This window comes from Hallerella succinigenes (assembly GCF_002797675.1).
Classification (GTDB): domain Bacteria; phylum Fibrobacterota; class Fibrobacteria; order Fibrobacterales; family Fibrobacteraceae; genus Hallerella; species Hallerella succinigenes.
Genome location: NZ_PGEX01000001.1, coordinates 888,785 through 903,619, shown reverse-complemented (window position 1 = coordinate 903,619; position 14,835 = coordinate 888,785). Strand labels below are relative to the sequence as shown.

15 protein-coding genes are annotated in these 14,835 nt (G+C 49.4%); 7 read left to right on the top strand and 8 right to left on the bottom strand.

Annotated elements, in window-relative coordinates; genetic code table 11:
* The first annotated feature begins 69 nt into the window (after nucleotides 1–69).
* Nucleotides 70–888, top strand: coding sequence for a prepilin peptidase (locus BGX16_RS04015; protein WP_100424895.1), 819 nt, complete (start codon nucleotides 70–72; stop codon nucleotides 886–888).
* On the opposite strand, the gene BGX16_RS04010 is transcribed toward BGX16_RS04015, so the two are convergent.
* Nucleotides 858–1,736: a Gfo/Idh/MocA family protein gene (locus tag BGX16_RS04010; protein WP_100424894.1), complete on the bottom strand. Its 879-nt coding sequence runs from the start codon at nucleotides 1,734–1,736 to the stop codon at nucleotides 858–860. The two genes, BGX16_RS04015 and BGX16_RS04010, sit on opposite strands and share 31 nt — an antisense overlap.
* Nucleotides 1,737–1,778: 42 nt before the next feature.
* Between BGX16_RS04010 and BGX16_RS04005 the strand changes: the two genes are divergently transcribed.
* From BGX16_RS04005 to BGX16_RS03995, 3 genes are read left to right on the top strand one after another with little or no spacing between them, the layout of a single operon-like run.
* Entirely contained in the window at nucleotides 1,779–2,708 is a 930-nt protein-coding gene (locus BGX16_RS04005) for an FISUMP domain-containing protein (RefSeq protein ID WP_100424893.1), read from the top strand.
* 7 nt (nucleotides 2,709–2,715) lie between these two features.
* Nucleotides 2,716–3,408: a 2-C-methyl-D-erythritol 4-phosphate cytidylyltransferase gene (gene ispD, locus BGX16_RS04000; RefSeq protein ID WP_100426742.1), complete on the top strand. Its 693-nt coding sequence runs from the start codon at nucleotides 2,716–2,718 to the stop codon at nucleotides 3,406–3,408.
* A 1-nt stretch (nucleotide 3,409) separates the two neighbouring features.
* The gene (locus tag BGX16_RS03995) at nucleotides 3,410–4,264 is read left to right on the top strand and encodes an NAD(P)H-hydrate dehydratase (RefSeq protein ID WP_100424892.1); all 855 of its coding nucleotides are present in this window, start codon (nucleotides 3,410–3,412) and stop codon (nucleotides 4,262–4,264) included.
* Here BGX16_RS03995 and BGX16_RS03990 read toward each other — a convergent pair.
* From BGX16_RS03990 to BGX16_RS03960, 7 genes are all read right to left on the bottom strand, one after another.
* A complete protein-coding gene (locus BGX16_RS03990; protein ID WP_100424891.1) occupies nucleotides 4,261–4,932 on the bottom strand; it encodes a hypothetical protein in 672 nt (223 codons plus the stop codon). The genes BGX16_RS03995 and BGX16_RS03990 overlap by 4 nt on opposite strands.
* A 1-nt stretch (nucleotide 4,933) precedes the next feature.
* Nucleotides 4,934–5,599 (bottom strand): TPM domain-containing protein, encoded by a 666-nt coding sequence (locus BGX16_RS03985; RefSeq protein WP_100424890.1) that lies wholly within the window; start codon nucleotides 5,597–5,599, stop codon nucleotides 4,934–4,936.
* A complete protein-coding gene (locus BGX16_RS03980) occupies nucleotides 5,596–6,804 on the bottom strand; it encodes a hypothetical protein (protein ID WP_100424889.1) in 1,209 nt (402 codons plus the stop codon). Before BGX16_RS03980 ends, BGX16_RS03985 begins: the two co-directional genes overlap by 4 nt.
* Entirely contained in the window at nucleotides 6,804–7,637 is an 834-nt protein-coding gene (locus BGX16_RS03975; protein WP_157797855.1) for a DUF6175 family protein, read from the bottom strand. Before BGX16_RS03975 ends, BGX16_RS03980 begins: the two co-directional genes overlap by 1 nt.
* Nucleotides 7,638–7,848: 211 nt before the next feature.
* The gene (dinB, locus tag BGX16_RS03970) at nucleotides 7,849–8,919 is read right to left on the bottom strand and encodes a DNA polymerase IV (RefSeq protein ID WP_198514856.1); all 1,071 of its coding nucleotides are present in this window, start codon (nucleotides 8,917–8,919) and stop codon (nucleotides 7,849–7,851) included.
* Complete coding sequence (gene uvrC, locus BGX16_RS03965; protein WP_241899440.1) at nucleotides 8,916–10,754, bottom strand: excinuclease ABC subunit UvrC; 1,839 nt, start codon at nucleotides 10,752–10,754, stop codon at nucleotides 8,916–8,918. The genes dinB and uvrC overlap by 4 nt, the downstream gene beginning before the upstream one ends.
* A gap of 16 nt (nucleotides 10,755–10,770) precedes the next feature.
* The gene (locus tag BGX16_RS03960) at nucleotides 10,771–11,757 is read right to left on the bottom strand and encodes a DUF6588 family protein (protein ID WP_100424886.1); all 987 of its coding nucleotides are present in this window, start codon (nucleotides 11,755–11,757) and stop codon (nucleotides 10,771–10,773) included.
* A 38-nt stretch (nucleotides 11,758–11,795) separates the two neighbouring features.
* On the opposite strand from BGX16_RS03960, the gene BGX16_RS03955 reads away from it, so the two are divergent.
* The 3 genes from BGX16_RS03955 (at nucleotide 11,796) to BGX16_RS03945 (ending at nucleotide 14,806) form a co-directional block, all read left to right on the top strand.
* Nucleotides 11,796–12,590 carry an inositol monophosphatase family protein gene (locus BGX16_RS03955; protein WP_106520082.1) on the top strand — a complete coding sequence of 265 codons (795 nt, stop codon included), beginning with the start codon at nucleotides 11,796–11,798 and terminating at the stop codon, nucleotides 12,588–12,590.
* A 6-nt stretch (nucleotides 12,591–12,596) separates the two neighbouring features.
* On the top strand, nucleotides 12,597–13,949 hold the full coding sequence (locus BGX16_RS03950; protein WP_100424884.1) for a sodium-dependent transporter: 1,353 nt from the start codon (nucleotides 12,597–12,599) through the stop codon (nucleotides 13,947–13,949).
* Nucleotides 13,950–14,041: 92 nt separating this feature from the next.
* Complete coding sequence (locus BGX16_RS03945; RefSeq protein ID WP_100426740.1) at nucleotides 14,042–14,806, top strand: LytR/AlgR family response regulator transcription factor; 765 nt, start codon at nucleotides 14,042–14,044, stop codon at nucleotides 14,804–14,806.
* Nucleotides 14,807–14,835: the final 29 nt, after the last annotated feature.

Sequence of the window (14,835 nt, the reverse complement as noted above, 5' to 3'; positions counted from 1 at the left end):
ATACCGTAGGGTCTATTTATATTCTAAAAGTAGATTCAAAATCTATAATTTCAAAACTATCTTTAATGTATGCAAGAAATTCCTCTTTGGTATGTCGCTATTCTTTTCGCCATGCTCGGCGCATGTGTGGGAAGCTTCTACAATGTCATTGTCTACCGCATGCCTCGCGGGATTTCCCTCGTGAATCCTCCGTCTTTTTGCCCGCATTGCAAAAAGCGTATTCCGATTTGGTATAACCTCCCGGTCGTCGGCTGGCTTCTTTTGCGCGGAAAGAGCGCTTGCTGCCACAAACCGATCAGTATCCGTTACCCGATAGGCGAAGCGCTTTGCGGACTTTTAGGCGTGTTTGCGTTGTTTTTGGCGAACTTTCCGTCCTCTTGGACGGGACCCGTGACGCATTGGGCGGATTCCTTTGCCCTTTTTTGGCTGTTGCTCGGCATTTATCCGGTTGCAGCGGTTGATTTTGAATTCAAACTGATCCCGGATTCAATCAGCATTGGCGGAATTGGGGTAGGCCTTGCGCTTTCGTTCTTCCCAGGAGGAATTACGCCGTTAGAAAGTCTGCTCGGAGCTCTTTTTGCGGGTGGTGGACTTTATTTGATTGGCTATTTGGCAAGTAAGATCCTGAAACGGGACGCAATGGGCCTTGGCGATGTCAAGCTTGTCGCGGGCTTTGGCGCTTTAATGGGCGTCGGTCATGCGTTTGCCTCCCTTGTGCTTGCGTCTTTCCTCGGCATTTTGATTATGGTGCCTTACCGCATGATTAAAAAGGAAGAGAGCAAGGAAATCCCATTTGGGCCGTTCCTCGCCGTGGCTGCCCCGATTGTTTACCGTTTCGGTGACAAGTTCTTGTCGTTTTACTTTGGACTGTTCGGGCTTGTCGAATAAAGTTCGGCGGTCTGGACGGCGAATCTCGCCATTTCCAAATTTTGCAACATTTTCCTTTGGCGGTCCGCTAAGGGCAGATTGAGCAGGTGCAAAAATTCGCGCTGCTCGTTTGAAATCGCATCGGTAGACTTGTCTGTCGGAATATGAATGGAATTCTTGTGCGTTTTGAGCGTCGCGTAGTGCGTCGGATTCAAGTCCAGGCGCCAAAAAGGCTTTTTGCCTTCTGGACCGCGGAAGTTCGCGTAGATCATCCGCATGGAATATCCCGCATCGCGATTTTCGTCAAAAGTCACGCGGACCTTTCTCCAGTTCGTTTGCGGAATGCTCTTCTTTAACTCGTAAAAAAGCGCATAATCGTGGATGCCTATATCCCAGACCATGGAAACGTCACGTCCCCGATCCGACGTCAGATTGTACCGCACAAAGCTTAAGGATTCGAGCTCGTCGTGCTTAGCCATATCGGCAAGGAAGGGCAATGTCTTTTGAAAGGCGTTGCTGTAACATTCGCTGTGCCCGACGAATAAAAGCTTTTGCTGTTCTTTGGCGAGCTGAATGAGCTCTTCGGCATCGGCAAGGGAAGTCGCCAGGGGCTTTTCCGCAAAAACCGAAAATCCGAACAGGAGCGCTGATTTCACATATTCATAATGACTAGACGCAGGCGTCGCAATCACAACAAAGTAAGAAGTATCCGGTTCAGTGGTGTATTTTTGATGATTTCGCAAAAAAGCGCGGCAGGCTTCAGCACCGTCAAACATGTTGGTTTTGACTCCGAAGGCTTCTAGCCGCTTCTGATGAAGCCGTCCCATGCGACCTGAACCTAGGATGAAACCGACACGCTGCGTAGCCATAGTTTGAAATTATTATTTTTCTGATATAAAGGAGTTAGAGGAATGCGAAATATATGGCTGATTTTGATTGTTTTGTTTTTATTCGCCTGTTCTTCTCGGGAATCCAAGGAAATTTCTCCAAAGAAAATACCCGTGTCGAGTTCATCGGTAGAAAGTTCAAGTTCGGAAGCGTCCAGCTCTTCTTTGCGGTTGAGCCTTCCGGAATCCAGCAGTTCCTCTTTCGAAAGTTCTTCTTCGAAACGATCCGTGTTTCCGTTGAAGACTCAGGATGCTTCGGGCGCTGGGGAATACAAGGCAGGTCAAAAAGTTTTGCTCGGCTGGAAAGCGGCTGATGAAAACCTTTGCTTTAACGGCATGAGCGTTTCTCCTTCTAAATACGCTAAGGCTTTGAAAATGCTTTCTGCGGATTCGGCAAGCTTTACCATGCCCGCAGACTCGGTCTTTATTTCTGCAAACTTTAAGTCTTGCCTTGACGGCATTGGAACGCTCGTTATCGGCAAGCTCCGTTGGACGAATCAGAATTTGAACATCTGGACTCTTACGGGATCTTCTTGCTACGAAAAGAAGAGCTCGAACTGCCGCAAGTATGGTCGCCTTTACGACTTTGAAACCGCGAAAAAGATTTGCCCCAAAGGTTGGAGACTCCCGACCGATGCCGATTGGGATTCGATGAAGGCGGCTCTCGGTGAAAACGACGGTGCGCAGCTCAAGTCCCGTGAAGGCTGGGAAAACGATGAAGAAACTTCCGGCAACGGAACGGATGCAAAAAACTTCCACGCGATTCCAGCGGGCATCGTTTACGAAGGCTCTTACATGTACCGCGGTTTCCACGCTTATTATTGGACGGCTTCGGAACGGGATGAAACAACGGCTTTCTACCGCAGCATCAGCTACGATTCTCCCGAAAGCTATCGCTATTACAACTTTAAGACGGCGGGCTATTCCGTCCGTTGCGTCCAGGATGTGCAATAGGGTGAATATGACTTCAGCAAAATTTGCCGCGGTTCTTCCGGCGGGAGGGCTCGGAAAACGCATGGGTTCAAGCCTTCCCAAGCAATTGATCGATTTGGGAGGCAAGCCTGTTTACCGTTATTCGCTTGAAACTTTTGCCCAAATGCCCCAGATTGCAGAAGTGGTCCTGGCTGTTCCGGCAGATTGGAAATCGCATTTTGAAGAAGACTTAAAAGTTTCTCCGTTCGCCGATAAGATTCAAATTGTGGTCGGCGGAAAGGAACGTTGGCAGTCGGTGCAGAACGGCATTGCGGCGCTGTCTTCGAATGTGAAATTTGCTCTCGTGCATGATGTGGCGCGTCCATTGCTTTCGCAGGAATTGATTTTGCAGGTAATGGAAACGCTCGAAAAGAAAGGCGCTTGCCTTGTTGCACGTCCTTCTGTCGATACGGTCAAAGTCGTCAAAGACGGTAAAGTGGAATGCACGATTCCGCGAGAAAAGATTTACCTTGCCCAGACGCCGCAGGCAGCGTCTGTCGAGCTCTTCCGTGAACTGTATGCGAAAATCGAAGCGGAACCGCTGGCCTTTTTGCCGACCGATGAAGCTTCGATTCTGGAACATTTCGGAGTTCCGGTTTACATCGTTCCGGGCGACACCTTGAACGATAAAATCACAACGCCTGCGGATCTCGAAAGATTCCGCGCAATGCTGGAAAAGTAACATGCAACTGCCTTTTCGCCCGAGTGATTCGAATAAGTTCACATTTGGCAATGTATTGAACATGGCTGGTTCTTTGAATTACCGGGGAGCGGCCTATCTTTCCTCGGTTTCTGCGCTTCGTGTGGGTGCAGGCTATGTGACGTTAGCGGCAATTCCACCGGTGATCGAATCGGTGGCATCCCAACTCCCGGATGCGGTCTATTTGCCGCTTCCGCAGTGCGGCTCTACGATGGCTAAAGATGCGGTCCAAGTGATTCTAAATCGGTTTAAGCCGGGAACGGTTTGTTCCTTGGGCTGTGGAATTTCGGCAATCGAAGATGACCCGCATGATTTGCCGTTTGTTGTCCATGCGTTGTTAGACGGCTTGATGAAACAAAAGGCTTCGCTGGTTTTGGATGCGGACGGCTTGAATATATTTGCCACGTTTGATGACAAACCGAAACTTTCGGAACGCTGCGTGATGACGCCTCATCCCAAAGAACTTTCTAGACTGCTGAATGTCAGTGTCGAAGAAATTCAAAAGAACCGCATTGACGCGGCACGGGATGCTTCGAAAAGGTTCGGCACGGTTGTGCTCTTAAAGGGACATCGCACGGTCGTCGCAAATGGGAATGAATTCCGCATCAATGACACGGGTTGCTCGGCACTGGCGAAGGCTGGCTCGGGCGACTGCCTCACGGGCATTATCGCAGGGCTTTTGGCGCAAAAGGTAGAGCCGTTTGACGCCGCTGTCTTCGGTGCAAAAATCCATGGCATCGCCGGGGAACTCGCCGCAAAGAAACTTTCCGACTATGGGGTTCTCGCTTCGGACTTGCCGCGTTACATCGCAAAAGCGATGCTTCAACTGCAACATTAAAGGCTTTGAATCAGCTGATCGAGCGCGGCGAAGAACTGGTCGGCGCGTTCCACGTTCTGCTTGTAATCGAGCGGCGGTTCCTGCACTTCAAAAGCGGGGAACTTTTGGTAGATTTCGACGCGATTCTGCGGATAGACTGAACTTTGTAAATAAGCGATGCCGTGCAAAATCGGAAGCAGCTCTTCGTGGAATTCAATGAAGAAGTCCATCGGGGTAATTCCCGCCTGGATGCGAGAAAATTCGCGGAGCAGGTGCAGCTTGCGATTGACCAGTTCATGCTTGCATTCGGCGCGAAGAGCGTCTGCGTTCGGGGTGAATCCAGCGAGCGGAGCGTTTCCGAAAAGCGGAGCGTTCTTTTGGGAAATGTGCAAAAATTCAAGCGGGTAATCGTTTTGTTTCGTCTGCAAAAATTCTTCGGTAAAGAAGTAGCCGAACTTGAGGTTGTCTTTTGCCATTTCGCGGGCGAGCTTGTGCGAATTCTGTAGTTCGCTCGGCTTGTCGCTCTTCAAAATGAGGCTTACCTGCCAAGATTCGTGAATGGCGTCAAATCCTTCGTATAGGCAGTTGCCGTGCAAAAATGCAGCTTGGAGATTGGCTCCGAAGGTGTCGTGAAAACGTTCTCCCCAAGAGGATTGGGTCAGGTCTTGCAGGGTCAAAATCTTTTTCATGTTAACCTCCGAATCCAGAGTCAAATTTTGGGTGAGGGAATCCGCCGAATTCCCGAATCTGTTCCCGACGTGCTGCACGACGACTTTGACGGGCAAAATACGTAAAGGCGATGATGACCGTCACGACGACCGCAAGAATCAAGAACCAGGCGATGCCTGGGAGTCCATCTTTTGTCGGGCGCGGTAAGCTGGATTGCAAACGGACGTCGTGCAAACGGGCGACGTTTTTTGCAAGTTCTGCTCCAAAAACGATAATACCTTGACCGTAACGGTCCTTGCGAAATTCCGGCAGCAGATATTTTTGCGCGAGACGTTCCGCCACAGCATTCGAAATAAACTTCTGCGCTGCAGGAGAAATCGAAAGATAGCGGTAATGCGAAGTCCCGTCGACAAAGATCACGGCGCGCAGGGAATCGTTTTCAAGACCTGCATTCAAAAGGGAATCCGCTATCGGCTTTGGATCGCGAACTTCGGAACTTGCCGTGTACAGGTACAGGGAAAAATGCGTTTTTTCGTAAAGCTCATCGACGTAGGCGGTAAACGAAGAACGTTCCTGCTCCGAAAGGAATTTGGCGCGGTCATCGATGGAGGATTCTGCTTGGGAAAAGGCGAATAGCGGAAGGGCGAATGCCAAGAAGCAGAATAGAACGATTTTGAATTTCATCATTTGCAAAGCGGTTTTAGGGCTTGTGGAATCTTTTGAGATGAAATTTTATAAATCGCGTTCGATTTGGCAGAGTGTTCGGAAGATCCGGAGCCTTTTAGCTGCTGATCGAAATGGATTCCTTCGCCGCGGATAGATACCGAAAGCTGTACCGTGTAAATTTTCTTGGGTCCACCGTCAAAAACCTGTGTGTCCAGTGTCTTGATTTTGACGAGGAGCTTTTTGCCCTTCTTGCTTTCTTCAAAGCCGACACGAGAAAGGAAGTTTTCTATGGCGATGCAGGCTGCGCCATCACCCATGCAGTCTAAAGAGTAAGAACAGCTTGGCTCGTCAGATGTGTAGGTGACTTTGTATTCCGTTTGAGACTTGCGTTTGCCAAAGTGGGGCAGTCGAATGCGAAAAATGACTTCGTGAGAACCTTGGAATGTGTTGATGTTTCGCAGGATAAAATGGGCGAGACCGTTGGAATCCGTTTTGGCTTCGGCTATGATCTTTTTCCCTTGTTCCGCTAAAACGGTCATGCTGTTAAGAGTTCCGCCTTCGCCTTGAACGCGGAAGGTGAAAGGCCCGAGCGTATTGTTTTGAACGTGGCTTGGAACAGAATCGACGGGAGAAATTTTCAGGTGCGCCAGGGCTTCAGAAATTTGAGCCTGTAATGCAAAAAGATCCATGCTGAAATCGTCTGCTTTGGTTAACGGCTCAAAGATGGCGAGGTCTGCGACCGCTCTTTGATGCAAAAGCTGTAACGGAGCCATTTCGCCAAAGGCGTCGATAGCGATGTCATACTGGTGACGGGCCAGCGCCGCATGGATGAGAGAATCGAGTGTGTGTGCCTTGGCATTCGCTTCGCGCATTTTTTTGCGAAGTAGGGATGCCGCTTTGTCGGTATTGAACGAGGCGGTCGTTTGCCATTTTTCTTTGGCGAGCTGTTGATGCTCCAGTTCGATTCCGTCCAAGGAAAGCTCGGTTTGAACGTGGATCGATTCGGAATATTGGCCGTTGAGCTTGGATGATTTCGAATTTTTGACTTCGGATTTTTGCGTCGAATGCGCTGCTGAAACATGGGCGCGAATCTGCGTAGCAAGCCCTGCCATCGCCTGTTCATCGGCATCTTTTTGCGAAACGGTCGATGTAGCCGTGTACGTCACCATACGCGCTTCGCCAAAGGCGAAGGCGCAAAGCAGAAAAATGCCGAGAGCGCGAATCATCAGTACAATTCCACAATTAAAAGTCTTTGGACAAGGCTCCGCTTTTTTACTTCAAAGCTTGAACCGAGAGCCGCACGCAGAGCGTTGTATACTTCATAGGAATCGCCGCAGTCCTGCGAATTCACGTAAATCGTATATTCCGAAGTTTTGTCGGTCATCGCATTGGTTTGAATTTTCACAAACTGCTGTTTGAGAAGAGTCGAAACGCGGGAATGGGCAACGTCCAAATTGCTGAAGTCCCCGTTGAAATAGAGAATTAGCTTGTACGGAGTTCCGAATTGGGAATCTGCATCCCAATAGGCTTGGACTTTGCGCAGAAGGCCCGGCAAGGCTTTGTGCATGGCACTTGCGATCAGTTCTTCTTTGCGTGTGCCGTTGTCATTGACGGTCGAAGTCTGTGTGCCGAGCATACGTCCCGAAGTCGATTCGTAGGCGCTCAAGTTTGCAAGAATTTGACTATGGCGGATATCAACGGAAAATTTGATGTAAACGTCTGCGCCAAAGGAAAGACTCGCAATGTAGGAAAGATCTTCTTCCTGCCCGGCGATTTCATTTTGCAAAGTCACCACGTCGTTGATCTGCGTAGAACCTTCCAAGGCTTTTACGTTGAACTGTTTTTCGGTCAGATAACCGTTGATGGCGTTCGATGCCGCATTCGCATAGGAATCGTTATTCAAAAGGTTCATGCTTTCGGTCAGGTTCTTGGTTCCCGCAGGAAGGACCATGACAGAAGGCTTGGATATCGACTTGGATTTAATGACCGGCTGGATCGATTCTGGATTCCGTGCAGAAAACTCTTGCGAATCCTTTCGCAGCTCCGCTTCTACATCCAATTTTTGAGGCTGAACCTGAGGCTGTGAAGCGCAGGAAACCCAAAAGCTCAAACAAAAAAGAAAAACAACTAGACGGAACATTTTTACCCCTTTCTATAAGATAATTAACAATATACAATGTACAATCAACCATTAGCCATGGACAATGGATTCAGAATGGACCTGTTCCTCGGAGTAAATGAATCACGCATCATGGATACCTGCACAAAGTTCACCCGAATAAATCGACTTGAGATTCTCCCGTCTCCGGCTCATCTAGGCGAATGCCCGCTCCGAGGAGGCGCACCTTTTGGCTCGAATCGTAACGTTCGCGGAAAAGCTCGGAAAATCTTTTCCAGGAGACGTCCTTAAAGCAACGTTCGATTGTCGTGGACTTGAAATTCGCGTATTTGATTTTGACAAAGCAGTGGAACGCAGGGAAGTTTTTTTGATTTTGCTTTTCCACATAGCGGTGGGCGCGCCTTAAAAACTCAAAGTAAATCGTGCGGAGTTCCTGTTCGCAATCTTCCACGCCTTGAATGTCTTTGGGAAAAGTGTTTTCCGTTGAAATGGATTTGCGGACGCGGTTCGTGACGACGGGACGATTGTCGATGCCGCGGACGAGTTCATAGAGCGTTTCGCCGAAGCTTCCGAAGTGTCTAAAGAGAGCTTCTTTGGGGAGCGGAAGAACGTCTTTGCAAAGGTGAAGTCCAAGCGAGGCGAGTTTTTGGCTGCTCGCTTTCCCGACGCCCGGAATTTTATTCAGAGGAAGTTCCCGTGTGAAGGCTTCGACTTCGTTCGGCGTAATGGTGAACTGACCGTTGGGCTTGTTCCAATCGCTTGCGACTTTGGCAAGGAACTTGTTCGGTGCAATGCCTGCGCTTGCCGTGATGCCGTCACGTTCCTTGAAGATGGTCTCTCGGATTTCTTGTGCGATGAGCGATGCGGAACCGTTTTGCGTGTCGCTGCCGGTGACGTCTAAAAAAGCTTCATCGAGGCTGAGTCCTTCGATGCGGTTCGTGTAGCGGTGAAAGATTTTGAAGATCTCGTCGGACTCCGCCTTGTATATTTCAAAATGCGGATGCACCAGTTTGAGTTCCGGACAAAGCTTGAACGCTTTGAAGGTGGACATCGCCGAATGCAATCCGAACTTACGCGCGGGATAGTTGCACGTGGAAAGTACACCGCGTTCTTCGACCGTGCCGCCGACCGCCATCGGAACGTCACGGAGCGAGGGATCGCTTCGCATTTCGACCGCTGCAAAAAAGCAGTCCATGTCGATGTGGATGATTTTACGAATCAAAACATCTCCGCTTTGGAATCGTACTTTTCCACTTTTTCACGGATCGTCAGACCGCGCTTTTTTCCGAAGAGATCTTGAATGTCTCCGACCGGGGCCTTTAAAAAATCTTCACGGCTGCGGTATTTGGAAAGGATCTTGATGCGGGTTTCGTCGCCGATTCCAGGAAGGTCAAGCCAGGCGACGCGCAAATCTTCTTTGCGCTTGCTCCGCTGATACGTAATCGCAAAGCGGTGGGCTTCATCACGGGCGTTTTGCAAAAGTTTCAACGCGGCGCTCGTACGGTGCAGCACAATGGACTTTCTGTCGTCGGGGAAGACGATTTCTTCCAAACGTTTCGCAAGGCCGATGAGCGGTAAATCTCTATCGTGGCCGAGCTCCCTCAGAATCTGCATCGTCGCATCGACCTGTCCCTTACCACCGTCACAGACCCAGAGATCCGGCATCGGAACGCCTTCGGCTTCTAGGCGTCGCAGGCGACGCGTCATGACTTCGCGCATGCTCGCAAAGTCATCGATGCCGGAAACGCTTTTGATGATGAACTTGCGATAGTTCTTTTTATCGGGGCGGCCATTCTTAAAGGCGACAAGGCTCGCCACGGTATGCGTTCCTGCCAAGTGCGAAATATCCACGCATTCAATGCGGAATGGCGTCTTGGCAAGCCCCAATTCCCGTTGTAAATCGTAAACGCTCTGATCGACTTCGTCAAAGTGCTTGACTTCGGACTGCGCTTCTACAAGGAGCATTTCCGCATTTGCCAAGGCGAGTTTCATGAATTGCACGCGTTCGCCACGCTGCGGTACGCTCAGGCTTACCTTGTGCGTTGTCAGTTCGGCGAGATCTTCTTCGATTTGCAAACGATCTTCTTCGGGAATCGGGTTGCTGATGGCGATTTCGTTCGGAATCAGTTCTTCGCCTTCGTACCATTTGAGAAGCGTTTCACAAAGAATTTCGGATTCGTCCTGTTCCTGGTCACATTCGAGCTGATAATGTCTACGGCCCGAAATAACGCCTTTGCGGTATTCGAAGATGACGGCGGTGGCGAGGTTTCCGTTGCGGCGCACAGCGACCACATCGAGCTTTAAAGTCGTATCCGTCGTGTCAGCCTTTTGATTCGTGCTCGTCGCCTGCAATGCTTCGATGGCATCGCGCTTTTTCGCGGCACTTTCAAAGTCCAAATTGGCGCTCGCTTCTTGCATTTCGCGCGTCCATTGAGTTAGCAGATCGTCGCGCTTCCCTTCCAAGATCTGCACCATTTCAGTAACGCTTTTTGCATATTCTTCTTGCGTGCAAAGGTTTGCACACGGCGCCATGCAACGTCCAATGTGAAAATTCAAGCAAGGACGCTGAGGCTTGGGGAGTGGAAAAACAAGCTTGCATTCCCGCATCTGGAAAAGCCTTGCGGAAATATCCACCAGGGAGCGAAACGCTTTGGAACTAGGAAATGGGCCGTAGCAACGATAGCGATGGCTCGCATGCCGCGAAAGAAAAAGCCGGGGGAACGGATCCTTGAAATCAATCGCGATGTACGGATAATGCTTGTCGTCTTTTAAGCGGACATTATAGTGGGGCTTGTGCTTTCGAATCAGGTTCGCTTCTAGAATAAAAGCTTCCTGTTCGGTATCGGTTACAATCCATTCGATGTCACGAATGTAAGGGAGCATGAGCATCGCCGCCCGATGTCCGGCCTTTGGCCTTCCGTCAAAATAACTACGGACGCGGTGAGCGAGGACTTTTGCCTTTCCCACATAAATGATTTTTCCCGCGGCGTCCTTCATCAAGTAAACGCCGGGCCGCGATGGGAGCTCTTCAAGCCTCTTTTGAATGGAATCGAGCAAGGCTTGCCCCTCGAAATTACTTCGAGCTTTCTTCGGATTCGTGGACAACGTGATCGACCGGGTCATCCTTAGACGGAGTGCTTTCCAGTTCAAACAAGGTCTGTTTGAAGTAAAGAACATTCGCGTTCAAAGAAGTATTTGCACCGGCGTTGATGCCGATTGTCGGGTGGAAGGCGCCAAACGAGAAGGCGACTTCGAAGTCTAAACGGAATCCGCCGTTGCCGTCCATATTGACGTCGGGTTTTACGGTGTTGCCTGTAGCGTGATTGCCGTCATATTCGATCATATTGCCGCTGGCTTTCATCGAAACGGTCTGGTAGCCGAGCGAGAGCATGACTTCAACAAATGGAATCGGCTTGTAACCGATAATGAATGCCGTGTGGGTCGAACCAAAATTCAGGTCCAATTGTCCTTCCCAGTCTTCGGGCGTATAACCAACATAGGCGGAGTTATATCCGAAGAAAAGGCTCACGTCCAAACCCTTGAGCGGGGCCGGAAGCTTGTCGACGAAGAAGTGCCCAAAGCTATGCTGCAAACCAAATCCAAAAAGATGATACCCTTTGAGCTGGCTAATGCTTGGGAAATACATAGCGCGTAAAGCGATTCGTGTGTAAAACGCGCTCAGCCCCATTTGCAAATAGGGCAATGTGAAAACGGAAAGATTGTGAAGTTCCTTGCTACCGCCGATTTCCCCTTCAAACTTGTCGCCGAAAATCGTCGGAATTTCAACCCCGTTGAATTTATAAGAACGGTCATCATCGCTTACAAACGCAATGTTGAACGGCATGCCCGCTTCAAAAACAAGGCTTTTGTCGATAGAAGCTCCGGTGACCCAGCTTCCATTTAAAACGGTTCCCATGTAAGTGGCGATCGGTTTGACATAAGAGGTGCGCCCGTAGATTTTCTGGAAGGCACTCATCGAAGCGAAATCACTGCCCCATTCCGGCGCGGCAAAAAGGGTCGAAACGGCAAATAAACTCAAAAGGGAGATAAACTTTTTCATAAAGCATAATTTAGAAATTTTATACCTAAATTTAAATTATGCAAGTAGATGACATTTTACAAAGAGCCCAATCCTGGGCAAACGAAGCAGGCGCTTCGGCACTCGCCATGCAAAAACATCTTGGCAGTATCAAATTCAAAAATCCGAAGGATGTTGTGACCGCTGCCGACTTTGAAAGCGAACGGATTATCATCGGTCATATTCAAAATGAATTTCCGGAGCATTCCATTCGAACAGAAGAAGCGGGACATGTGAAAGAAGGCTCCCGCTATGAATGGATTATCGATCCTGTGGACGGTACGGTGAACTTTAGCCGTGGAATCCCTTTGTGGGGGATTTCGATTGCTCTTGTCGAGAATACAGAAGCAGGCGCAAAGCCGATTATCGCTGTGGTGAATCTTCCGGGCCTCGGAAAAATGTTCACTGCGTGTAAAGGAAGCGGCACGTTTGCAAACGGGGAACATGTCCATGTGAGCATGGTCGATGACCTCACCAAGGCAATCGTTTCGAACGGAGACTTTAACGTTGGCGATTGGGAAAAAATCAATGCGCAGAATTTGAAAAATTTCAAAAGCGAAGCAGAACATTGCACGCGCGTCAAATGCTACGGCAGTGCTGTCATCGAAGGAGCGTTCACGGCGCAAGGATCGCTTGATGGTTTTGTGATGACGATGAGTTATCCGTGGGATATTGCAGCTATCGCACTTCTGGTGGAAGAAGCGGGCGGCAAAGCGACGCGCTTCGACGGAAAACCGCTTCGCTTTGAAGACGGCGAACAGGCTCTCTTCAGCAATGGAATTTTGCACGATCAATTTTTACAAATCTTAAAGTGAGGATTCATGGCAAGAGAAGGTTTTAAATCCCGAGCAGGATTTTTGCTCGTTTCCGCGGGCTGTGCAATCGGCATTGGTAACGTATGGAAGTTCCCCTTCCTCGCAGGTCAAAATGGTGGCGGCCTCTTTGTTCTGTTCTACATTCTCTTTTTGATTTTGATGGGCGCTCCGGTGCTCACGATGGAACTAGCCGTCGGTCGTGCTTCCAAGCGTTCGGCGGTTTCGGGCTACCGCGCTTTGGAACCGAAAGGCTCCAAGTGGCATTTGCACGGCTATGTCTGTTTCCTCGGCTGCTTGTTGTTGATGATGTATTATACAACAGTCGCTGGATGGATGCTGAACTACTTCTGGAAATTCGCGAGCGGAACATTTTCGAACATTCCGGCTTCGGAAGTTTCAAATGTTTTCTCTTCTATGCTTGCGGATCCGCTGCAGGTTGTGGGCTGTATGGTGCTTACGTCCGTTCTCGGCTTTTTGGTGAACAGCTTCGGCGTGCAAAAGGGCCTTGAAGTCACGACCAAGTGGATGATGCTCGGCCTCTTGATTTTGATCGTTGCGCTCGGCGTTCACAGTGTGCTGCTTCCAGGGGCAGGAGAAGGACTTTCTTTCTACCTCGTGCCGAGCCTTGAAAACGTGCAGAGCCAGGGCGTTGTAAAGGTGATTACCGCTGCGATGAATCAAGCGTTCTTCACTCTTTCTTTGGGCGTTGCGGCAATGGAAATCTTTGGTTCCTATACTTCGGATAAGTACACGCTCGGCGGTGAAGCGATTCGCATTTGCATTTTGGATACGATGGTCGCTCTTGCTTCGGGCTTGATCATTTTCCCGGCGTGCTTTGCTTTCGGTGTGCAACCGGATGCGGGTCCGAGCCTTATCTTCCTCACGCTTCCGCGCGTGTTTATGAACATGACGGGCGGACGTTTCTGGGGTGCCGCGTTCTTCCTCTTCATGATTTTTGCGAGTATGTCGACCGTGCTTGCGGTGTTCGAAAATTTGATGTCTGGATTCCTCGATGACTTCAAGTGGACGCGTCGCAAGGCGACTGTGGTTTGCTTCGTCATTGTGTTGATTACTTCGCTCCCGTGCGCTTTGGGCTATAATGTTTGGAGCGATGTGCATCTGATCGGTGACCGTGACGTTCTGGAGTCGGAAGATTTTATCGTTTCGAATTTCTTGCTTCCGTTGGGTTCCTTGGTGTATTTGCTCTTCTGCGTAACCAAGTGGGGCTGGGGCTTTGATAATTACATTGCGGAAGCGAATAAGGGTCAAGGCTTTAAGATTCCGTATTGGCTCAAGAATTACTTCCGCTTTGTCCTTCCGATTCTGATTTTGATCATCTTTATCGGCGGTTTGGTCTAACCGGATTGCAATTTATCCCGATTTTTACCGCTTTTGTCTAAAGGCGAGTAAAATCGGGATCTTTTTTTTATTCGGATTGTATATTGCAGATTATGCAATTCAAAACATTGATCGTAGATGATGAGCCTTTGGCACGCATGAGAATGCGTAAACTGCTGGAATCTTACTCGGATCTCGTGACGATTGTCGGGGAAGCGAGTACTGGCGAAGAAGCGATAGCGCAAATCCGTGCGGGCAGCCCGGATTTGGTTTTTCTCGACATTCAGATGCCGGATATGAACGGCTTTGATGTGCTTAAAGAAGTGGATGAAGAAGATCCCTTGGTGGTCTTCACCACGGCCTACGATGAATATGCGATTAAAGCTTTTGCCGAAGATACGGTGGATTACCTGCTGAAACCGATCGAAGAAGACCGTTTAAAAATTTGCATGGACAAGGTTCGCCGTTTGGGAAAGGTCCTTTCGGGTGAAATGGACCCAGAATCGGCTGTGCAGCGTCTTCTCGACCGCACTCCGGACATGAAGCAACCGTACTTGCGTCGTATTCAGGCAAAGATCGGCGACCGTACCGTGGTCATTCCGATTGAAAATGTTTTCCGCTTCCAGAGTGAAGACAAGTACACGACGGTTTACGCTTCGAATGGAAAGTTCATCATTGGAACTCCTCTGGTGGATTTGGAAAAGCGTTTGGATCCGGGACAGTTTGTCCGTGTTCACCGTGCTCATTTGATTGCAATCGATGCGATCGCGGAATATCAGCGTTTGCCGAATGGACATTTCACAATCAAGCTGCATGACAAGGATAATTCCGTGATACCGGTCAGCCGCAATTTTGTGAGCAATCTCCATTCTCTCTAAGCTTGAAATCAAGAGCTTGTTTTCCTCCT